This window comes from Serratia sp. JSRIV004 (assembly GCF_019968705.1).
GTDB classification, from domain to species: Bacteria; Pseudomonadota; Gammaproteobacteria; order Enterobacterales; family Enterobacteriaceae; genus Chania; species Chania fonticola_B.
In genome coordinates, this window is record NZ_CP074140.1 from 1,383,184 (window position 1) to 1,404,514 (window position 21,331).

A 21,331-nucleotide genomic window follows, 5' to 3' on the forward strand; every position below is an offset into this window, starting at 1 on the left:
TATGTCCGCAAGCTATCGCATCTTTGATCTTACCTTGAAGCACAAGGAAAACGTTTCCCCCTCGCTGCTGCGCTGCGTGTTTACCGGCCCAGAGGTCCAGCGCATGAAGTTGGAAGCCCCGGATCAGCGGATCAAGCTGTTGTTCCCGGTAGCGGAAGGGCCGATCCAGCCGTTGGCGAATAGCGACGATTGGTACCGTAACTACATGGCGATACCGAAGGAGCAACGGCCCGTGATGCGTACCTACACGTTGCGGGCATTGCGTGCTGCTGAGAATGAAATGGACGTGGAGTTCGTGCTCCATGGCATTAATGGCCCGGCCTCTGCCTGGGCAACGCATGCCGTTGCGGGAGATAAACTGCAGGCTGTAGCGCCGAATGCCGATTTTGCTGAGGACAGCGGCGGCTATGAGTGGGCCCCTCCGGCGCAAACCCGGCAGGCGCTGCTGATCGCCGATGAAACGGCACTGCCGGCGGCGATGGGTATCCTCGAGCAGTTGGCGCAGCTGGTTAACCCGCCGCGTGTGCAGGCTTTCTTCGAAGTGCCGGTAGCGGGGGACTGCCTCGATATGGCGCACTTCCCGTTTGCCGAGGTTTACTGGCTGCCACGGGACGTTGGGCATCAGCAACTGCATGGCACGCTGCTGGTGGAGGCGGTGCGTCAGCGAGTTAACATCCCTGCCTCGGCACGGGCTGAAGCGCAGTCTCTGGCTGAAAACAGCCTCGGCGGGGATTTGCTGTGGGAGCGTGCCGAAGGGGCTAAGACCTTTTACGCCTGGGTGGCTGCTGAGTCTTCGGTGGTGAAAACGTTGCGACGTTACCTGATTGGCGAACGCGATCTGGACCGTTCCACGGTGAACTTTATGGCGTACTGGTGTTAAGTTTCTGAGCCTACTAAATTGCTTTGTCTAATAGCGCTACAGGTGGAAGTCATGCAGATCACCGACACGCCGTGAACCCGTCCCTGGGGGCTCGAATCGCGCATCCATGCGCTCAACGGTCGGTTAACCTGCATGACTCCCACCTGTTTCAGGCTTAATGTGTCGCGGTATAAACACCGTTATCTTACAGCCTATGCCATCAGCGGGATCTCTGTGTCCTCACCATTCTCCAATTTAGCCAGCCAGTGATCAGCTTCTTCCATTGTCAGAAAGTTACCTTCGGTTTGGTAGGTTTCCCATGCTTGTAACAGATCCAAATGCAAGCGTTGTCTGGGGTCATCATCAACTTTGATCGGGGTTATCGTCGCCATAAGTCGTCCTAAGTCGTGAGAGGCAAATTCATTGCCTACAATAAATCGTTTTAACAGTTTTTGTCTGGTTTATGAACAACGCATAATCGCGTCATTGTTATTCCGATTTCAACGCTGGCAGCCGCTTTGGCTGCTGTGCTATGTTCCGCTGAAACAAAAGTTACAGCGGAACATGGCAATGAAACAGATTGATGAGCGCCTGCGCAGCGAATATCCGCAATTGGCCCCTCAAGAGCAGCGGGTGGCCGACTTTATCTTCGATCACTTTGACGACCTGATTAGCTATAACAGCACCGAGTTGGCGCGCCTGAGCGGGGTGTCCAAGGCCACGGTCAGCCGTTTGTTCAAACGCCTGGGCTATGCCAGCTATCGCGCAATGCGTGACGAGCTGCGCACCCTGCGCCAAAGCGGTATGCCATTGACCGAGAACCGTGACGCGGTGCAGGGCAATACCTTGCTGGCTCGCCATTACCAGCAGGAAATGGCCAATCTGACGCACTGGGTGCAGCAGATTGATGCGGCACAGTTTGGCGCGGTGATCGCGGCCATGGGGCAATCCCGGCGGCTGCTGCTGTTGGGGATGCGCAACAGTTATCCCGTCGCGATGCATTTGCGCCAGCAACTGATGCAGGTACGTGAGCAGGTTTTGTTAATACCGCAGCCGGGCCAGACCTTGGCCGAAGATCTGGTGGATCTGGGGCCACAGGATATGGTGGTGGTAGTCGCGTTTCGCCGCCGTCCACGCCTGGCGCGAGAGATATTGCAACAGTTGCAGATCAAGCAGGTGCCAACGTTATTGATCTGCGAACCACAGGCCCAGGCGCTGATCCCGTTGGCTAGCTGGCATTTGATGACGCCGCTCGATAGCGTCTCGGCGTTTGACAGTTACTCCAGCGCCATGAGCCTGGCGAGCCTGCTGAGCAATGCGTTGCTGCATGACAGGTTGTCGCAAGGGCGGCAGCGTATTCATCAGGTCGCCAATCTGTTCAGCGATCTGGAGGAGTTGGAGCAGCGCTGAAGCGTTGGTTTTCACGCGGCTAAACGGGTGCTGCATGCTGCGTCTGGTGATTCTTTAGTTGCAGATAAATAATTTAAGAATCTTTTGTTTCATCCTTTCTCGCTTGACGATAATCTAGCAATAACAAAAAACCGGCCGGTCGCAGACGTAGCAATCTCCAGGCTAAGTTATTAAGTTGACAAGGAATGAACATGCTAGCTATCAACCAATTCGATCAAATCAATCCACCGCACCGCCTACTGATGGGCCCAGGGCCGATCAATGCCGATCCGCGTGTGCTGCGTGCCATGTCCAGCCAGTTGATTGGCCAATACGATCCGGCCATGACCGGCTATATGAATCAGGTGATGGAGCTGTATCGCGCCCTGTTCCGCACGCAGAACCGCTGGACGATGCTGATAGACGGGACTTCGCGTGCCGGTATCGAGGCGATGCTGGTCTCTGCCATTCGGCCTGGCGATAAAGTGCTGGTGCCGGTATTTGGCCGTTTTGGCCATCTGTTGTGTGAAATCGCCCGCCGCTGCCGTGCCGAAGTGCATACCATCGAAGCGCCTTGGGGTGAAGTATTCAGTGCCGATCGGATCGAGGATGCGATCAAAAAAGTACGGCCACGCCTATTGCTGACGGTGCAAGGAGATACCTCCACCACCATGCTGCAACCGCTGGCAGAATTGGGGGATATCTGCCGCCGCCACGGCGTCCTGTTCTATACCGATGCTACCGCCTCGTTCGCCGGTAACGAGTTGGAAACCGATGCCTGGGGTTTAGATGCGGTGTCAGCAGGGCTGCAAAAATGCCTCGGTGGTCCTTCCGGCAGTTCTCCAATCACCCTTAGCCCGCAGTTTGAAGAGATCGTGCGCCGTCGTAAGTGCGTTGAAGAGGGGATCCGTACCGTCGATCATGCAGACGGGGACGACGAGATGATCTACTCCAACTATTTCGATCTCGGCATGATCATGGATTACTGGGGGCCAGAGCGCCTGAATCACCATACGGAAGCCACCAGCATGCTGTTTGCTGCGCGTGAATGTGCTCGGGTGATCCTGGAGGAGGGGCTGGATAACGCTATTGCCCGCCATAAATTGAATGGCGCGGCGATGTTGGCCGGCATTCAGGGGATGGGTCTGGAGGTATTTGGCGATATCGCCAACAAGATGAACAACGTGCTGGGCGTGGTGATCCCGCAGGGCATCCATGGCGAGCAGGTACGCCAGATGATGCTCAATGACTTCGCCATCGAAATCGGCACCTCGTTTGGCCCGTTGCAGGGCAAGATCTGGCGGATTGGCACCATGGGGTATAACGCGCGGAAAGACTGCGTGCTGCAAACGTTGGCCGCGCTGGAAGCGGTACTCAACCGTCTCGGTTTTGTTAGCCGGCAAGGTGAAGCTATGCAGGCAGCATGGAACATTTACCAGGCCGAGCAGAACTGATGGCAATGCTGCTGACCCCTCTGGAAGCGGAACGAGCCGCGGCCAGAGTGATGGCTCGCTGCGACGAATTGGCGGCAATCAGCAGCACGCCAGGCCAACTGACGCGGGTTTATCTCTCCCCAGAACATTTACGCGCCAACCAGCTGGTTGGGAATTGGATGCGTGAGCTGGGGATGGAGGTCTGGCAAGACGGCGTGGGCAATATCTGCGGACGTTACGAAGGGCGGCAACCGGCCGCACCGGCGCTGCTGCTGGGCTCTCATCTGGATACGGTGCGCAACGCGGGGCGCTACGATGGCATGCTGGGGGTTTTGACCGCGCTCGAAGTTGTCGCCTTGTTGCATAGCCGTAATCGGCGTTTGCCACAGGCGATCGAGGTGATCGGTTTTGCCGACGAGGAGGGCACCCGTTTTGGCATTACCTTGCTCGGCAGTAAAGGGATCACCGGTCAGTGGGCAGAGGATTGGCTGGCATGTACCGATGCTGAGGGCATCAGCGTGGCCGAGGCTATGCGTGAGGTGGGCCTTGATCCTGCGGCTGTGGGTTCTGCCGAGCGTGCACAAGACTCGATCTGCGCCTATCTCGAACTGCATATTGAGCAAGGGCCTTGTCTTGAGGCCGCCGGTCAGGCTCTGGGAGTGGTCACGGCGATTAACGGTGCGCGCCGCCTCAACTGTACTTTTACCGGACATTCTGGTCATGCAGGGACCGTGCCGATGGGGCAGCGCCAGGATGCGCTGGCTGCCGCCGCTGAATGGATGGTCACGGTTGAGCGGCACACCATGGAATACGATCCGCATGTGGTTGCCACGGTCGGTCAGATCGAAAGCTTACCGGGGGCTGTTAATGTGATCCCTGGGCAGGTCAGGTTATCCCTCGACGTGCGTGGCCCGCAGGATGTGCCGCTAGACGCGTTGCTGGCCGAATTACTGGCACATGCGCAGAACATTGGCGCGCGTCGCGGAGTCGGCTTCGACAGCGAGGAGTTCTACCGTATACCGGCTACCGCTTGTGACCCTCAGTTACAGCAGCGTTGGTATGACGCGGTAGTGCAGGTACAAGGGAGCAGCCCGATGTTGCCTAGCGGTGCGGGGCATGATGCCATTGCTGTCGCCGCCCGTTGGCCGGTGGGGATGCTGTTTGTCCGTTGTGCTGGGGGGATCAGCCATCATCCTGATGAGGCTGTAACCCCCTGCGACGTAGCGCAGGCAGTTCAGGCTTATTGCCAAATCGTGGCGAATTGGCCCGCGATATCCCCTACTCAGTCATGCAGTTGGAAGCCATCCGCATCACGCCAGGCAGGGAACGCGTTGCGGTAGGTTTGTAGCGTTTCCAGCGAAAGCTCGGCATCCAGCCTCGCTGCCTGGCCCGCTTCTGCGCTGGCCAACCGTTCCCCCTGAGGGCTGATAATCAGGCTGTCACCGCTGTAATTCAGGCCGTTACCGTCCTCGCCCACGCGGTTGCACCCCGCCACGTAAATCTGGTTTTCAATCGCCCGTGCTGCCAGCAGCGTTTGCCAGTGCATGCTGCGCGCCGCCGGCCAGTTGGCAACGTACAGGGCCAGATCGTAATCTTGCTGATAGCGTGACCATACCGGGAAGCGCAGGTCATAGCAGATCTGCGGCAGGATACGCCAGCCGCGCCATTCGAAAATGATGCGCTGTTTCCCTGCCTGATAGTGTTGGTGTTCACCAGCCATGCGGAACAGATGGCGTTTATCATAGCCATGCACCTTGCCGCCGGGCTCCACCAGTAGGAAACGGTTAACTGCCCCTTCGGCCGTTTTCAACGCTACGCTGCCACCCACCAAGGCGTTGGTTTTCACCGCCCAAGTGTGTAACCAGTCGATCACCTGTTGTTCAGGCAATGCGCTTTCCCCGGCATCCATCGCAAAGCCGGTAGTAAACATTTCCGGCAGTACAATCAGATCGCGGCCGGTCATTGAGGGCAACAAGGCATCGAAATGGCGCAGATTGGCCTCACCTTGGCGCCAGACCAGCGGTTGCTGCAACAGGGTGATTTTTAGAGTCGACATAGGCGCTCCGCAGCGGCATCCAGCGTGGCATCTTGCTTCGCGAAGCACAGCCGGATCAGTTTATGGGGGAAAGGATCTGCACAGAAAACGGACAGCGGGATCGCCGCCACGCCTGCGTGCTCGGTCAGCCAATGGCAGAAGGCGACGTCATCCAGATCGGAAATGGCGCTGTAATCGGCCAGCAAGAAGTAAGTGCCTTCACAGGGCAGAATTTCCAGCCTGCTGTTAGCTAACGCCTGCACAAAACGATCGCGTTTGGCTCGGTAGAACGCGGGTAGCTGCTGCCAGTGTTCTGGCTCATTGCGCAGCATATCGGCCAAGGCTAACTGGGCAGGGGTGTTGACCGAGAACGTCAGATACTGGTGAACCTTGCGCACCTCGGCACTTAACGTTGCCGGGGCCACGCAATAACCCACTTTCCAGCCGGTCATATGGAAGGTTTTGCCAAACGAGGAAACGGCGATCGCCCGCTGACGCAGTTGCGGATGGGCCAGCACGCTGGCGTGCCCCCCTTTGGCAAAACAGATATGTTCGTAAACCTCATCGCTGAGGATATAGATTTCACGATCGGCGATGGCGGCCCATAGCTGCTGCATATCCTCTGCCGACCATGCCGTGGCGGAGGGGTTCTGCGGAGTGTTGAGGATCACCAGTCGCGTGCGCGGTGAAAGCTGTTCGGCAAACCGTTGCCAATCGACCTTGAAGGCTGGCGGTTGCAGGGCAATGCGTTTCAGAACGCCGCCGGAAAGCTGTACCGCCGGCGCATAGCTGTCGTAGCTTGGGTCGAAGCAAATCACTTCATCGCCGGAGCGTACCAGGGCGCTGATTGCAGCGAACAACGCTTCGGTTGCACCCGCAGTGACGGTCACTTCACTATTGGCATCGGGTTGCCAGCCGTAGAGCTGAGCGGTTTTTTCCGCAATGGCCTCACGCAGCGGCGCTGCGCCCGTCATCGGTGCGTATTGGTTTGCCCCCTGGCTGACGTGCCAGCTCAGTCGCTGTTTTAAATACTCCGGGCCATCAAAATCCGGGAAGCCCTGCGACAGGTTAATCGCCTGATGCTGCTGCGCCAGAGCGCTCATCTGGGTAAAAATGGTGGTGCCGAGGTCGGGTAACTTGCTGGCTGGGACAGGTGCGGTACTCATTCAGGCTCTTTCTCCTGGCGCTTATGTTGCGAATAATATAGCACGATGTTAATGTTTAGCAATCAAGACGTTTAGACGTCCGTAGCCATCAGGAAACAAGACGGAATGACAGAAAACCCGCAATTATCTGCCCTATTGGCCGCCTGCCACTGGATCGGTGAGAAAGGCTGGTGCCCGGCAACCGGCGGCAATATGTCGCTGCGCCTTGATACCCAACATTGCCTGGTAACCGAGTCCGGCAAAGACAAGGGCAGCCTGAGCGAACAGGATTTATTGCTGGTGGAAACGGCAAACAACCATGTCCCCAGCGGCCGTACGCCTTCGGCGGAAACCGGCCTGCACACGTTGATCTACCGCCTTTATCCCACCGTCGGTGCCATCCTTCATACCCATTCGGTCAATGCCACCGTGCTTTCCCGCGTGGAGAAAAGTGAAGCGCTGGTGCTGCAAGGGTATGAAATGCAGAAATCCCTTAGCGGGCAGAAGAGCCATCTCGACAGCGTCAGCATCCCCATTTTTGATAACGACCAGGATATTCCGGCGCTGGCTGCGCGTGTTGCCGCATATGCCGAGGTAACGCCCTTGCAGTACGGTTTTCTGGTGCGCGGCCACGGCTTGTATTGCTGGGGCAAACAGGTGGAGGAAGCGCGCCGCCACCTTGAAGGGCTGGAATTCTTGTTCCAGTGCGAACTGCAACGCCGTTTACTGGAGGCTAAATGATCCGCGCCATCGTCACCGATATTGAAGGCACCACCAGCGATATCCGCTTTGTGCATCAGGTGCTGTTCCCCTATGCCCGTGAGCGGCTGGGGGAGTTTATCCGCAGCCATGCCAACGACGCCGAAGTTGCGGCTCCGCTGGCGGCATTGCGTGCAGAGATTGCGCAGCCGGACGCCGATAATGAGCGGCTTATTACCACCCTTTATCGCTTTATGGACGAAGATCGCAAATCGACCGCGCTGAAGGCCTTGCAGGGCATTATCTGGCGCAGCGGTTACCTGAACGGCGATTTTCAGGGGCATCTCTACCCGGAGGTGGCCGAACAGCTGGCCGCTTGGCAGCAGCAAGGATTGAAACTGTTCGTCTATTCTTCCGGCTCGGTTGAAGCGCAAAAGCTGCTGTTTGGTTACAGCGATGCGGGCGATCTGCAACCGCTGTTCAGCGGTTACTTTGATACGCACGTGGGGGCCAAGCGTGAAAGCCAGTCGTATCAGAATATCGCTAAGGCTATTGGCCTGGAGCCAACTGAACTGTTGTTCCTGTCCGATATCCATCAGGAATTGGACGCGGCGCGGCTGGCAGGTTGGCATACCTGCCAACTGATCCGTGACGCTGCCGATCCACAAAGCCAGCACCAGCAGGTTAACCGTTTTGATCACATCGAGTTAGGGGAGTTTGTCTAATGAGTGGATTGACCATTTTTAGCGATAAAGAGCCGCAGCAGCCGTTATGGCAGAGCCAGGATGCACAGGCTATTCAGCAGCAGTTGGCGCAGATTGGCGTACGTTTTGAGCGCTGGCAGGCCGATCGTGAGTTGGGCGAGAGCCCACAGCCAGAAGCGGTGATTGCCGCCTATCAGCATGAGATCGACCGGCTGGTGGCGGAAAAGGGCTACCAGAGCTGGGATGTGATCAGCATGCGTCCGGACAACGCCCAGCGTGAAGTGCTGCGGGAAAAATTCCTGGCCGAGCATACTCATGGCGAGGATGAAGTGCGCTTCTTTGTTGAAGGGGCGGGGCTGTTTTGCCTGCATCTCGAAGGCAAAATCTTCCAAATCCTGTGCGAGAAAAACGATCTGATCTCGGTGCCAGCCAATACTCGCCACTGGTTTGATATGGGCTCGGCCCCCAACTTCACCGCCATCCGCGTATTTGATAATCCGGAAGGTTGGGTGGCCCATTTCACCGGCGACCAGATTGCCGAGGCATATCCAAAGCTAGATTGAGGGGCAAAAGGTTATGCCAATGCGTGTTGGAAAATGCCGTCGGCAACCTGCTCTGGCGTAATGACGCCGCTATCCAACACCCAGCCGCTGATTAATGCTGCTGGTGTGACATCGAATGCCGGGTTGTAGGTTGGCGCATTGAGCGGTGCCCACTGGCAGGAACCAAAGCTACCGCTGACCCCCGTCACTTCCTCTGCCGCGCGCTGTTCGATAGGAATGGCCGCACCGTTCGGGCAATGAGGATCGTGCGTGGTGTGTGGGGCGGCCACGTAAAACGGAATACGGTGGTAATGGGCCAGCACCGCCAGGCTGTAAGTGCCGATTTTATTGGCCACGTCACCGTTGGCCGCAATGCGGTCTGCGCCTACCCAGACGGCATCGACCTGGCCCGTAGCCATCAGGCTGGCGGCCATGGAATCGCAGATCAAGCGGTAAGGAATGCCCAGCTCACCCAGTTCCCAGGCGGTAAGGCGGCCCCCTTGCAGCAACGGACGAGTTTCATCGACCCAAACCTGGGCGATCTTGCCTTGCTGATGCGCTCGCAATAGAACGCCAATCGCCGTGCCCACGCCCGCCGTCGCCAGTCCCCCGGTGTTGCAATGGGTGAGCAGGCGACTGCCCGGTTTCACCCACTCGGCCCCGTTATCGGCGATGCGATCGCACAGGGTCCGATCTTCCTCTACCAGGCGTAGCGCCTCTTCGGCCATCGCGCTCACCCAATCTGGTTGTGCCAAAGCCTGCTTCATACGATCCAGATTGTTCATCAGGTTCACCGCGGTCGGGCGTGAGGCGCGTAGCGTCTGTAATGCCTGCTCCAACTCTGCCTGCGACAGGCCACGCTCGGCCAACAGGGCGAGCAGCAGGCTGGCAGACAGCCCGATCAACGGTGCGCCACGCACCCGCAGGGCGCGGATATGCCCAACCAATTCGTCCACGCTGTCGCAGGGCAGCCAGCACGTTTCCTGCGGCAAAGCTTGCTGGTCGAGGATCTGGAGGCGGTTGTCTTGCAGGCTCAGGCTGGTGGTGTTAAGTGCTTGCATCAGTGGTTAAATCCTTGTGTGTTTCTTATTGCATCTGTGAACCCATTCTGCCAACATGACATCCGGATGTATAGACGTCCAAACGCTTTTGCGGCTAAAAATAAAAAAATCATCGCTATGGGAAAGAACAGAGGGGTTGGGGGATGTCACAATATCGTACGTTTACTGCTGCCGATGCCGTTGAATACGCGCGCCAATATGGTCAACTGGCCGATCCACAGGCGCTGGTGAGCGCCGACGAGATCGGCGATGGCAATCTGAACCTGGTGTTTAAAATCCGTGATGCTGACGGCGTCAGCCGGGTGATTGTCAAACAGGCGCTGCCGTACGTGCGTTGCGTGGGGGAATCCTGGCCGTTGACGCTGGATCGGGCGCGTATCGAAGCGGAAACGCTGCTGATCCACGGGGCGCTGTGCCCGCGCCACACGGTGCAGGTGCTGCATCACGATCCTGAGCTGGCGGTGATGGTGCAAGAAGATCTCTCTGACCATCACATCTGGCGCAGCGAACTGGTGAAGGGGCGTTACTATCCGCTGGCTGCCGGGCAACTGGCGGAATACCTGGCGCAAACGCTGTTCCACACCTCTGATTTTTACCAGACCGCACAGCAGAAAAAGGCCGAAGTCAGCCGTTTCACCAACCCGGAGCTGTGCCAGATCACCGAAGATCTGTTTTTCAGCGATCCTTACCAGGATCATGAACGTAATCAGTTTGACGAGGCGCTGTTGCCGCAGGTGCTGGCGCTACGCAATGACGCGGCGCTGAAGTTGGCGGTGGCCGGGCTGAAACATCGTTTCCTGAGCAAGGCCGAAGCGCTGCTGCACGGTGATATTCACAGCGGTTCGATCTTTGTCGCGGAAGGTAAGCTGAAGGCGATCGACGCCGAGTTCGGCTTTTACGGGCCGATCGGTTTTGATATTGGCACTGCATTGGGCAACCTGCTGCTGAACTATTGCGGGTTACCTGGGCTGTTTGGCCCGCGTGATGCGGCGGCTGGGCGTGAGCAGCGGTTGCAGGATGTGCGTGAGCTGTGGCTGATCTTTGCCGATCGCTTTCTGGCGTTGTGCCATCAACATAGTCGTGATGCAACGCTGGCGCTGCCGGGCTATGCCGAGCAGTTCCTGCAACAGGTATGGACGGATGCGGTGGGTTACTGCGGTACGGAGCTGATACGCCGTACTATCGGGCTGGCGCACGTGGCCGATCTGGACAGTATCACCGATGTGGAAATGCGTGCCGAATGTCAGCGCAACGCCCTCAATCTGGGCCGCGCGCTGATCGTCAACGCGCCGCACATAGAACACATCGATGCCTTGCTGGCCCGTATCCGCCAACATGGCTGAGCCAATCTGAATCTGCAATGAAAAAGGGACGATCCTTAACGGTATCGCCCCTTTGGCATTTACGGCCGCTGAACGTTATGCAGCTTCAGTCTGCTTCTGGCGTTTTTCCAGCTTTACGGGCTTTACCGGCTGCTGCGCCGCCAGCGCGTCTGGCGCAAAGTCATCAACGTTGATTGAACGCAGACGGCTCTCTTCCGCTTTCACCAGGATCTTGGCTTCGTCGGCGCTGATTTTGCCTTCATCCAGTGCACGCTGTGCCAGACGATCCAGACGGGTGAACGGCAGGTTCTTACCCGCTTGCTTGCACAGGCGCTGGTGGATAGGTTCTGCGGCTATCACGTCCAGCAGCGCGGCTTCCAGCAGGCCAACCGGGTTATGCTCGCTTGGCGTCAGGTATTGGCCACGGCCAAGGCGGCTACGGGTGGCAGAAGGCTGTTGGATAATCTTCGCCAACTGATGGTCCAGCTTATCCGAAGGTGCGGTATGCACGCGACCGAATGGGAACACCACCAGGCGCATCACCCCGGCGATAAAGCGGTTAGGGAAGTTGCGCAGCAAATCGTCCAGCGCTTGCTCTGCCTGGTTCAGGCTGTCTTGCACGCCCCAGTGAACCAATGGCAGATCTTCTTTCTGACGCCCTTCATCTTCAAAACGTTTCAGCGTGGCCGAGGCCAGGTACATCTGGCTCAGCACGTCACCCAGACGGGCAGAGATACGCTCGCGGCGCTTCAGGCTACCGCCCAGCACGCCCATGGAAACGTCAGACAGCAACGCCAGGTTGGCGCTCAGACGGTTGAGCTGCTGATAGTAGCGGCGTGTAGCATCTTTGGTTGGCGTGCTGCTGGTGCGGCCATTGGTCAGGCCAAGCCACAGGCTGCGCATTTTGCTGCTGCCGACGTGGCCGAGGTGGCCAAACAGCGCCTGGTCGAAGCTGTGCAGATCGTTGTTCTGGGCGGCGGCCATTTCGGTCAGTACATAAGGATGGCAGCGGATCGCGCCCTGGCCGAAGATCATCATGGTACGGGTCAGGATATTGGCACCTTCTACCGTGATGGCGATTGGCGCGCCCTGGTAGGCACGGGCCAGGAAGTTGGCTTCGCCCAGCATGATGCCTTTACCGCCGGTGATATCCATCGCATCAATGATGGCCTGCTGGCCACGGTGGGTACAATGGTATTTCACGATGGCAGACAGCACCGCAGGTTTTTCGCCCTGCATCAACGCATAGGTGATCAGCGAGGCGGCTGCATCCATTACGTAGGTGTTACCGGCAATACGTGCCAGTGGTTCTTCAATCCCTTCCATCTTACCGATAGAGATTTTGAACTGGCGGCGAATATGGGCGTAAGCACCGGTCGCCAAAGCCACCGATTTCAGGCTGCCGGTGGAGTTGGACGGCAGTGTGATACCACGGCCAACCGACAGGCATTCAACCAGCATCCGCCAGCCTTGACCGGCCATTTTTGGCCCGCCAATGATGTAATCGATCGGCACGAACACGTCGTTGCCGCGGGTTGGGCCATTCTGGAACGGCACGTTGAGCGGGAAGTGACGGTTACCGATCTCTACCCCTGGGGTGTTGGTTGGGATCAACGCACAGGTGATCCCGGGGGATTCGTTATCGCTCAGCAGGCGGCTTGGGTCATGCAGCTTGAAGGCCAGCCCCAGTACGGTGGCAATCGGCGCCAGGGTAATGTAGCGCTTGTTCCAGGTCAGGCGCATGCCCAGCACCTGCTTGCCTTGCCATTCGCCCATGCACACGGTGCCTACGTCCGGGATGGCCCCAGCGTCGGAACCTGCTTCTGGGCTGGTCAGGGCGAAACAAGGAATTTCGTCGCCGCGCGCCAGGCCTGGCAGATAGTGATCTTTCTGTTCTTCAGTGCCGTAATGTTGCAGCAGTTCGCCTGGGCCGAGGGAGTTAGGCACGCCGACGGTGATCGCCAGAATACCTGAGACACCCGCCAGTTTTTGCAGGACGCGGGCCTGAGCATAAGGGGAGAATTCCAGCCCGCCGTACTCTTTCTTGATGATCATCGCAAAGAAGCGGTGCTCTTTCAGATAGGCCCACAGCTCCGGCGGCAGATCGGCCAGTTCGTGGGTGATCTCGAAGTCATTGGCCATGCGGCAGGCTTCTTCTACCGGGCCGTCGATAAAGGCTTGCTCTTCTTCCGTCAGCTTAGGCTGCGGATAGTTGTGCAGCTTGTTCCAATCCGGTTGGCCGCGGAACAGATCGCCTTCCCACCAGGTGGTCCCGGCGTCGATGGCTTCTTTTTCCGTGGTGGACATTGGCGGCATCACTTTGCGGAAAGCGCGCAGTGCAGGGGCAGAAAGCAGCGAGCGGCGCAGCGAAACGATGTTCAGCGGCAGCAGCACGATTGCCAGCGGTACCAGCATCCAGTAGGTCCAGAGGCCGATAGCGCCCATGGCCGCAGTAAAGGCCAACAGCAGCAGACTGCTGAGAGCCAGGTTCACTCGGTGATAAAACACCACACCAATGAGCGCGAGTAGAACAACGATACTAAGAACCATCATAAGAAGCTCCGAAGTAGTAAGAGGTCTGACCTGTTGTGTATATCTAATGGTTTTAGTCCATACCCATTTTTTTATCAATGTATTTACACTTTAATTACAACTTAAGTCACAAACTGACAGCATCAATTGTCAAAAAATCGCCGGGTCGGTTCACACTAGCGCTGTTTGCTTCGCAACGCTTCTAGGTTTTTCTGCAATCCGTTACACTGCAAGACGAAAGATTGACGATGCCACCGCACAACTTGAGGCGATCTCTATGTACCACGATTTAATTCGCAGTGAACTGAATGAAGCGGCTGATACTCTGGCGAAATTCCTCAGCGATGACGCCAACATTGATACTATCCAACGCGCGGCAGTGCTGCTGGCGGACTCCTTTAAAGCCGGCGGGAAAGTGATTTCCTGCGGTAACGGTGGCTCGCATTGTGATGCGATGCACTTCGCAGAAGAGCTGACTGGCCGCTACCGTGAGAATCGCCCGGGCTATCCGGCCATCGCGATTTCTGACGTTAGCCACCTGTCCTGCGTCAGCAATGATTTTGGCTATGAATACGTGTTTTCCCGCTATGTGGAATCCGTAGGCCGCGAAGGCGACGTGCTGTTGGGGATCTCCACCTCCGGCAACTCTGGCAACATCATCAAAGCCATTGAAGCAGCCCGTGCCAAGGGGATGAAAGTGATCACCCTGACCGGCAAAGACGGTGGCAAAATGGCCGGTAGCGCCGACGTGGAAATCCGCGTACCGCACTTTGGCTACGCCGACCGTATCCAGGAAATCCATATCAAAGCGATCCACATCTTGATCCTGTTGATCGAAAAAGAGATGGTTAAGGCTTAATAGCGAGATCAGCATTAAATCTAGGGCGTGGCTTAAAGCTGCGCCCTTATACCAATGTCAGTAGTCCTCAAGGGGTGGCAATCGATGTGTGAACTGCTCGGGATGAGCGCCAACGTACCAACCGACATCTGCTTTAGCTTTACCGGGCTGGTACAGCGCGGTGGCCGAACCGGGCCACATAAAGATGGCTGGGGCATTACCTTCTATGAAGGCAACGGTTGTCGCACATTCAAGGATCCCCAACCCAGCTTTAATTCACCTATTGCCCGCCTGGTGCAGGAATACCCGATCAAGTCCTGTGCCGTGGTCTCCCACATCCGCCAGGCTAATCGCGGTGAAGTGGCGCTGGAAAATACCCATCCCTTTACCCGTGAGCTGTGGGGCCGCAACTGGACTTACGCTCACAATGGGCAACTGAAAGGCTATCGCCAACTGGCGACCGGCAACTTCCGCCCGGTAGGGCAGACCGACAGTGAATATGCCTTCTGCTGGCTGTTACACCAGCTGGCACTGAAATACCCACGCACTCCCAGCAACTGGCCAGCCGTATTTCGCTATATCGCGTTATTGGCCGACCGGCTCAGAGAGAAAGGGGTATTTAATATGCTGTTGTCAGATGGGCGCTTTGTGATGGCCTATTGCTCCACCAACCTTTACTGGATCACCCGGCGAGCACCGTTTGGCAAAGCCACCTTGCTCGATCAGGACGTAGAGATTGATTTTCAGCGGCAGACCACGCCGGATGACGTGGTCACGGTCATTGCGACTCAACCGCTGACGGGCAATGAAACCTGGCACAAGATTGCACCAGGCGAGTTTGCGTTATTTCACTACGGTGAGCGGTTGGCTGCGGGCGAACGGGTTATTGCTGGTCTCAATCGTTGAGGCGTACTGCGTTGGCTGACCGCTGCCAATCACCGGCTGTGCCAACACATATTGGCCGTTGGCTACGCTAACCAGCGGCGGCTGACGGTTTTTGACGAAGTAGTCATAACCCGGTTTCAACTGACGCCAGAAGCTGATGTAGGTAGAAGAACGGTGGCGTTGCAGATTCTGTTCGGTCATGCGGAACGGATAAATGCTGATGTCCACCCGGCTTTGCCCATGGGCAAACGCCGCCTCAACGTAACGATAGATATCGTCCATATAGGTGTTGGTCATCGCGTAGCAACCAATCGATTTGCATTCCCCGTGGATCATCAGATAGGCACCGGAATATCCCTGCGCTCTATCGTAATCATTCGGGAAACCGATATTGATGGCGCGATAATATTTGCTGTCTGGTTTCAGATGGCGGGTGTCGACGCTATAAAAGCCTTCGGGGCTTTTAAAATCCCCTTCACGGCGCTTCGGACCAAGCCCTCCGGAGAAGTTACAGATAGGAAAGCTATTCACCAGACGGAATTCGTTACCCATCTTGGCGTACAACTCCAGCTTGCGTTCTTCTTTGAATATCTGGATATAGACCGGTGAACCTAATAACTGCTGTGCAACCAAAGGGGACTGGGGAGCCGGGGCTGGCTCACTGGCGCTGCACGCCGTGATCAGCGGCGTACAAAATAGCATCGCAAACAACAGCGCGATTTTGCTCATTCTTAATTTATCCTGCTTATATTTATTTGCTGGTGTAGAGAACGTAGCCAGCATGCCACTGACGAGATGTCGTATTTAACCCCGTCAGATTACCAGCGTGTTGTTTTTTAGCAATATGCGAAGTGTATAAAAAAACTACAATCTTCGGTAAAAGTGAAATGAACCCACGTTTTTAACGAGTAGTGTCAAGGTATAACAGCTGTTTAATTGCATTTCCTCGACTCAGGTCACTAGATAGCACGGAAAAATTCCGTCGAAAATGTTAATATCTTACCCATGCTGCAGCGTTATTAATCGGTGATCAGTACGGGGATATTGTGTGAAATAGCAACAATTCCACCATCGTTGATAGCAATGTTTTAACATTTTGCAGTATTGGCTTAATCATTGACCTTGATGTCGGCGGTCAGTGTGAATATTTCAAGTTGGGCATGAGGTCATCGTGTTCATCCGGAGGGGGCTTGGGTCACCTCATCATCCTGCATGCTTTGTGCCGGCCTCTGGGTTGGTTGGGCGTGTAAAAATTCAAAACATCGTAAAAATCCTATGATCAAAATAAAAAAAGGGTTAGATCTGCCAATAGCTGGGGCCCCTTCGCAGGCGATCCAGGATGGCCCAGCGGTCACGCAAGTGGCGCTGCTCGGCCAGGAATATGTTGGTATGCGCCCCTCCATGTTGGTACAGGTTGGCGATCGTGTTAAAAAAGGCCAGGCGCTGTTTGAAGATAAGAAGATCCCTGGGGTTTTCTTCACGGCACCGGCCAGCGGGCAGATCGCCGCTATCAATCGCGGCGAACGCCGCATGCTGCAATCGGTGGTGATTGACATCGACAACGGCGGCGAAGAGCAGGTGGAACTGGCCTATTATCAGCAGGCCGATTTGCCGATGCTGGAGCGCCAACAGGTTGAAAGCGATCTGATCGCCAGTGGCCTGTGGACCGCACTGCGTACTCGCCCATTTAGCAGAACCCCCCGGCCTGGCACTTCACCGCGCGCTATTTTCGTCAGCGCTATCGATACTCAGCCGCTGGCAGCGGATCCGTTGGTGATCATCAACGAGCAATTGGCGGCATTCAATGCCGGGCTGACGGTATTGGCACGCCTGACAGACGGCAAGGTGCACGTCTGCCACGCAGCGGGTACTCGGCTGGATACGGCTGCCGGCGCGCAGATTGATTACAACGAGTTTGCTGGCCCGCACCCTGCGGGGTTGGTGGGCACGCATATTCACTTCCTGGAGCCGGTCAGCCTGAAGAAAACCGTTTGGCATATCGGTTATCAGGACGTGATCGCCATCGGCACCCTGTTTACTACCGGCAAACTGGATACCCAGCGCGTGGTCGCCTTGGCGGGGCCACAGGTGGAACAACCGGTGCTGCTGCGCACCCGTTTAGGGGCTAGCCTGGATCAACTGACGGCGGGCCGCCTGAAGGCCGGTGAGAACCGGGTGATTTCCGGCTCGGTGCTGAGCGGCTTCCATGCCAGCGGCCCGAGTGCCTGGCTTGGCCGTTTCCACAACCAGGTTTCGGTGTTGCTGGAAGGCCGGGAGAAAGAGCTGTTCGGCTGGATTGCTCCGGCATCGGACAAGTTCTCCATCACTCGTACCACGCTGGGCCATTTCCTCAAGCACAAGCTGTTCGCTTTCTCGACCACCACCAACGGCGGTGAGCGTTCGATGGTGCCGATCGGCAATTATGAGCGGGTGATGCCGCTGGATATTCTGCCGACGCATCTGCTGCGCGATCTGCTGGCGGGCGATACGGACAGTGCCCAGGCGCTGGGCTGTCTGGAGCTGGATGAAGAAGATCTGGCGTTGTGTACCTTCGTTTGCCCCGGCAAGTATGAATATGGCCCGGTGCTGCGCGAAGTGCTGACCAAGATTGAGCAGGAAGGATAACCGATGGGCCTGAAGAATTTTTTTGACAAGATTGAGCATCACTTCACGCCGGGCGGCAAGCTGGAAAAGTGGTACCCGCTGTTTGAAGCAACGGCGACGGTGTTCTACACCCCCGGCACGGTAACGCGCGGGGCTTCGCACGTACGTGATGCCATCGATCTGAAACGCATGATGATCCTGGTGTGGCTGGCGGTGTTCCCGGCCATGTTCTGGGGCATGTATAACGTGGGCCAGCAGACCATTCCTGCATTGCACCATCTGTACAGTGGCGATCAGCTGCAACAGGTGCTGGCGGGGGACTGGCATTACCGGTTGGCACAGATGCTTGGGGCAACGCTCGGCGCGGATGCGGGCTGGATCAGCAAGATGGTGCTCGGTGCGACCTACTTCGTGCCAATCTACGCCGTGGTATTCCTGGTGGGCGGCTTCTGGGAAGTGGTGTTTGCGATGGTACGCAAACATGAGATCAACGAAGGCTTCTTCGTCACCTCCATTCTGTTTGCCCTGATTGTGCCGCCAACCCTGCCGTTATGGCAGGCCGCGCTGGGCATCAGCTTTGGTGTGGTAGTCGCCAAGGAGATCTTCGGCGGCACCGGGCGTAACTTCCTCAACCCGGCTTTAGCGGGGCGTGCCTTCCTGTTCTTTGCCTATCCGGCGCAGATTTCTGGCGATCTGGTGTGGACCGCAGCAGACGGCTTTTCCGGTGCGACACCGTTGGCGCAATGGAGCGCTGGCGGAGCTCACAGCCTGACCAACGTCACCACCGGACAATCCATCAGTTGGATGGACGCCTTTATCGGTAACATCCCTGGTTCGATTGGGGAAGTCTCAACCCTGATGATCCTGATCGGCGGGGCGATTATCCTGTTTGGCCGTGTCGCTTCCTGGCGCATCGTGGCTGGCGTGATGATTGGCATGATCGCCACTGCGTATCTGTTCAATGCCATTGGCTCAACCACCAACCCGATGTTTGCCATGCCTTGGTACTGGCATCTGGTACTGGGCGGTTTTGCCTTCGGTATGGTGTTTATGGCTACCGACCCGGTTTCCGCCTCGTTTACCAACAAAGGGAAGTGGTGGTACGGCATCCTGATCGGCGTGATGTGCGTGCTGATACGGGTGGTCAACCCGGCCTATCCGGAAGGCATGATGCTGGCGATCCTGTTCGCCAACCTGTTCGCACCGCTGTTCGATTACCTGGTGGTGCAGGCTAACATCAAGCGGAGAAAAGCACGTGGCGAATGAATCTAAAAATGACAGCATTGGCAAAACGCTGCTGGTAGTGCTGCTGCTGTGTCTGGTGTGTTCTGTGGTGGTCGCGGGTTCCGCCGTTGGGTTGCAATCCAGACAGCAGGAACAGCGGTTGCTGGATAAGCAGCGCAATATCCTGGACGTAGCCGGTTTACTGCAACCGGGGATGACTGGCGAACAGGTGAAAGCCACCTTTAGCAAGCGCATCGAACCGCGTTTGCTGGATCTGGACAGCGGTGAGTTTGTGCCTGGCGATGCGGGCACCTTCGATCTGGCCGCCGCGCTACGCAGCGATGCCAAGAGTCGGGCGTTGACCGCCGAGCAGGATCTGGCCGGTATCCGCCGCCGTAGCAATCAGGCGGAAATCTACCTGGTGCGCGACGAAAGCGGAGCGGTGGACAAGATTGTGTTGCCGGTTTACGGCACTGGCCTATGGTCGATGATGTACGCCTTTGTCGCGCTGGATGCTGATGGCAATACGGTGCGCGGGCTGAGTTTCTATCAGCATGGTGAAACCCCGGGGCTGGGCGGTGAGATCCAGAACGCCAACTGGCGTGCACAGTGGATTGGCAAGCAGCTGTTTGATGACAACGGCAACCCGGCAATCCGCATTGTGAAGGGCGGAGCGCGGCAAGGGGATATCCACGGTGTGGATGGCCTGTCCGGCGCGACGCTGACCGCTAACGGCGTACAGCATACGTTTAATTTCTGGTTGGGCGAGCACGGCTTTGGCCCATTCCTGCAGAAAGTTCGTGAAGGAGCGCTGAAAAATGGCTGATTCCAAAGAGGTTAAACGGGTCCTGCTGGGGCCGCTGTTTGACAATAACCCGATCGCGCTGCAGGTGCTTGGCGTCTGTTCGGCGCTGGCGGTGACCACCAAGCTGGAAACGGCGGTGGTGATGACGATTGCGGTCACCTTGGTCACCGCGTTTTCCAGCTTCTTTATTTCGCTGATCCGCCACCATATCCCCAACAGCGTGCGCATCATCGTGCAGATGACGATCATCGCCTCGCTGGTGATCGTGGTCGATCAGTTGCTGCGTGCCTATGCGTTTGAAATCTCCAAACAGCTTTCGGTGTTCGTCGGGCTGATCATCACCAACTGTATCGTGATGGGCCGCGCCGAGGCGTACGCCATGAAGTCGCCACCGATTGAGAGCTTTATGGACGGTATCGGCAACGGGCTGGGCTACGGCGTGATCCTGATCCTGGTGGGCTTCCTGCGTGAGTTGGTGGGCTCGGGCAAGCTGTTTGGCATTACGGTGCTGGAAACGGTGCAGAACGGCGGCTGGTATCAGCCCAACGGCCTGTTCCTGCTGGCGCCGAGTGCGTTCTTTATCATCGGCCTGCTGATTTGGGGACTGCGTTCCCTCAAGCCAGCGCAGATAGAAAAGGAGTAACCGCCGATGGCTCACTATATCAGCCTGTTTGTGCGTGCGGTGTTCGTTGAGAACATGGCGCTGGCGTTCTTCCTGGGGATGTGTACCTTCCTGGCGGTGTCGAAGAAGGTCTCCACCTCGTTTGGCTTGGGGATTGCCGTGACGCTGGTCCTTGGCATCTCGGTACCCGTCAACAACCTGGTTTATAACCTGATCCTGCGTGATGGGGCGCTGGTGGAAGGCGTCGATCTGAGCTTCCTCAACTTCATTACCTTTATCGGCGTGATTGCGGCGCTGGTGCAGATCCTGGAGATGATCCTCGATCGCTTCTTCCCGGCGCTCTACAACGCCTTGGGGATCTTCCTGCCGTTGATCACGGTGAACTGTGCCATTTTCGGCGGCGTGTCGTTCATGGTCCAGCGTGATTACAACTTTATGGAATCCGTGGTGTACGGCTTTGGCTCCGGCACTGGCTGGATGTTGGCGATTGTTGCCATGGCGGGGATCCGTGAAAAACTGAAGTATGCCGATGTGCCAGCCGGGTTGCGTGGCCTGGGCATTACCTTTATTACCACCGGATTGATGGCATTGGGCTTTATGTCGTTCTCCGGCGTCCAGTTGTAAAGGCAGGA

Annotated in this window: 21 protein-coding genes; 15 read left to right on the top strand and 6 right to left on the bottom strand. The window is 56.9% G+C overall.

Annotation, left to right across the window (positions count from 1 at the left end):
- The first annotated feature begins 1 nt into the window (after position 1).
- A complete protein-coding gene (locus KGP21_RS06410) occupies positions 2 to 880 on the top strand; it encodes a siderophore-interacting protein (RefSeq protein WP_021805610.1) in 879 nt (292 codons plus the stop codon).
- Between the two features lie 191 nt (positions 881 to 1,071).
- Here KGP21_RS06410 and KGP21_RS06415 read toward each other — a convergent pair whose 3' ends face one another.
- Entirely contained in the window at positions 1,072 to 1,251 is a 180-nt protein-coding gene (locus KGP21_RS06415; RefSeq protein ID WP_179249124.1) for a transcriptional regulator, read from the bottom strand.
- 178 nt (positions 1,252 to 1,429) lie between these two features.
- On the opposite strand from KGP21_RS06415, the gene KGP21_RS06420 reads away from it, so the two are divergent.
- From KGP21_RS06420 to hpxK, 3 genes are all read left to right on the top strand, one after another.
- On the top strand, positions 1,430 to 2,269 hold the full coding sequence (locus tag KGP21_RS06420; protein WP_021181942.1) for a MurR/RpiR family transcriptional regulator: 840 nt from the start codon (positions 1,430 to 1,432) through the stop codon (positions 2,267 to 2,269).
- Positions 2,270 to 2,460: 191 nt separating this feature from the next.
- Positions 2,461 to 3,702 (top strand): alanine--glyoxylate aminotransferase family protein, encoded by a 1,242-nt coding sequence (locus KGP21_RS06425; RefSeq protein ID WP_209555177.1) that lies wholly within the window; start codon positions 2,461 to 2,463, stop codon positions 3,700 to 3,702.
- Positions 3,702 to 5,021 (top strand): allantoate amidohydrolase, encoded by a 1,320-nt coding sequence (gene hpxK / locus KGP21_RS06430; RefSeq protein ID WP_223538507.1) that lies wholly within the window; start codon positions 3,702 to 3,704, stop codon positions 5,019 to 5,021. Before KGP21_RS06425 ends, hpxK begins: the two co-directional genes overlap by 1 nt.
- Here the strand turns inward: hpxK and KGP21_RS06435 are convergent.
- Positions 4,964 to 5,737, bottom strand: coding sequence for an amidohydrolase (locus tag KGP21_RS06435; protein ID WP_179253329.1), 774 nt, complete (start codon positions 5,735 to 5,737; stop codon positions 4,964 to 4,966). The genes hpxK and KGP21_RS06435 overlap by 58 nt on opposite strands.
- Positions 5,725 to 6,882 carry a pyridoxal phosphate-dependent aminotransferase gene (locus KGP21_RS06440; RefSeq protein WP_094983023.1) on the bottom strand — a complete coding sequence of 386 codons (1,158 nt, stop codon included), beginning with the start codon at positions 6,880 to 6,882 and terminating at the stop codon, positions 5,725 to 5,727. Before KGP21_RS06440 ends, KGP21_RS06435 begins: the two co-directional genes overlap by 13 nt.
- Positions 6,883 to 6,987: 105 nt before the next feature.
- On the opposite strand from KGP21_RS06440, the gene KGP21_RS06445 reads away from it, so the two are divergent.
- Genes KGP21_RS06445 through KGP21_RS06455 form a run of 3 tightly spaced genes read left to right on the top strand, consistent with a single transcriptional unit; the run spans position 6,988 to position 8,827 of the window.
- Positions 6,988 to 7,602, top strand: a complete 615-nt coding sequence (locus tag KGP21_RS06445) for a methylthioribulose 1-phosphate dehydratase (protein WP_021805604.1) — start codon at positions 6,988 to 6,990, stop codon at positions 7,600 to 7,602.
- Positions 7,599 to 8,285, top strand: coding sequence for an acireductone synthase (gene mtnC, locus KGP21_RS06450; protein WP_021805603.1), 687 nt, complete (start codon positions 7,599 to 7,601; stop codon positions 8,283 to 8,285). The genes KGP21_RS06445 and mtnC overlap by 4 nt, the downstream gene beginning before the upstream one ends.
- Entirely contained in the window at positions 8,285 to 8,827 is a 543-nt protein-coding gene (locus tag KGP21_RS06455) for an acireductone dioxygenase (protein WP_021805602.1), read from the top strand. The genes mtnC and KGP21_RS06455 overlap by 1 nt, the downstream gene beginning before the upstream one ends.
- An 11-nt stretch (positions 8,828 to 8,838) precedes the next feature.
- On the opposite strand, the gene mtnA is transcribed toward KGP21_RS06455, so the two are convergent.
- A complete protein-coding gene (gene mtnA / locus KGP21_RS06460; protein WP_179253326.1) occupies positions 8,839 to 9,867 on the bottom strand; it encodes an S-methyl-5-thioribose-1-phosphate isomerase in 1,029 nt (342 codons plus the stop codon).
- Between the two features lie 143 nt (positions 9,868 to 10,010).
- Here mtnA and mtnK point away from each other — a divergent pair, with 143 nt between their 5' ends.
- A complete protein-coding gene (gene mtnK / locus KGP21_RS06465) occupies positions 10,011 to 11,210 on the top strand; it encodes an S-methyl-5-thioribose kinase (RefSeq protein WP_223537556.1) in 1,200 nt (399 codons plus the stop codon).
- A gap of 75 nt (positions 11,211 to 11,285) precedes the next feature.
- On the opposite strand, the gene fadE is transcribed toward mtnK, so the two are convergent.
- Complete coding sequence (gene fadE / locus KGP21_RS06470; RefSeq protein ID WP_037375284.1) at positions 11,286 to 13,742, bottom strand: acyl-CoA dehydrogenase FadE; 2,457 nt, start codon at positions 13,740 to 13,742, stop codon at positions 11,286 to 11,288.
- Between the two features lie 256 nt (positions 13,743 to 13,998).
- Between fadE and lpcA the strand changes: the two genes are divergently transcribed.
- Both lpcA and KGP21_RS06480 read left to right on the top strand, forming a co-directional pair.
- Complete coding sequence (gene lpcA, locus KGP21_RS06475; RefSeq protein ID WP_021181931.1) at positions 13,999 to 14,580, top strand: D-sedoheptulose 7-phosphate isomerase; 582 nt, start codon at positions 13,999 to 14,001, stop codon at positions 14,578 to 14,580.
- 84 nt (positions 14,581 to 14,664) lie between these two features.
- Positions 14,665 to 15,465, top strand: coding sequence for a class II glutamine amidotransferase (locus tag KGP21_RS06480; RefSeq protein WP_051363695.1), 801 nt, complete (start codon positions 14,665 to 14,667; stop codon positions 15,463 to 15,465).
- Here KGP21_RS06480 and dpaA read toward each other — a convergent pair.
- Entirely contained in the window at positions 15,403 to 16,173 is a 771-nt protein-coding gene (gene dpaA / locus KGP21_RS06485; protein WP_059199928.1) for a peptidoglycan meso-diaminopimelic acid protein amidase, read from the bottom strand. The genes KGP21_RS06480 and dpaA overlap by 63 nt on opposite strands.
- 546 nt (positions 16,174 to 16,719) lie before the next feature.
- Here dpaA and KGP21_RS06490 point away from each other — a divergent pair.
- From KGP21_RS06490 to nqrE, 5 genes are read left to right on the top strand one after another with little or no spacing between them, the layout of a single operon-like run.
- Entirely contained in the window at positions 16,720 to 18,069 is a 1,350-nt protein-coding gene (locus KGP21_RS06490; RefSeq protein ID WP_021805597.1) for a Na(+)-translocating NADH-quinone reductase subunit A, read from the top strand.
- Between the two features lie 3 nt (positions 18,070 to 18,072).
- Positions 18,073 to 19,314, top strand: a complete 1,242-nt coding sequence (locus KGP21_RS06495; protein WP_021181928.1) for an NADH:ubiquinone reductase (Na(+)-transporting) subunit B — start codon at positions 18,073 to 18,075, stop codon at positions 19,312 to 19,314.
- On the top strand, positions 19,304 to 20,098 hold the full coding sequence (locus KGP21_RS06500) for a Na(+)-translocating NADH-quinone reductase subunit C (RefSeq protein ID WP_021805596.1): 795 nt from the start codon (positions 19,304 to 19,306) through the stop codon (positions 20,096 to 20,098). Before KGP21_RS06495 ends, KGP21_RS06500 begins: the two co-directional genes overlap by 11 nt.
- Positions 20,091 to 20,720: an NADH:ubiquinone reductase (Na(+)-transporting) subunit D gene (locus KGP21_RS06505; protein ID WP_021181926.1), complete on the top strand. Its 630-nt coding sequence runs from the start codon at positions 20,091 to 20,093 to the stop codon at positions 20,718 to 20,720. The genes KGP21_RS06500 and KGP21_RS06505 overlap by 8 nt, the downstream gene beginning before the upstream one ends.
- Before the next feature lie 6 nt (positions 20,721 to 20,726).
- Complete coding sequence (gene nqrE, locus KGP21_RS06510; RefSeq protein WP_021181925.1) at positions 20,727 to 21,323, top strand: NADH:ubiquinone reductase (Na(+)-transporting) subunit E; 597 nt, start codon at positions 20,727 to 20,729, stop codon at positions 21,321 to 21,323.
- The last annotated feature ends 8 nt before the right edge of the window (positions 21,324 to 21,331 follow it).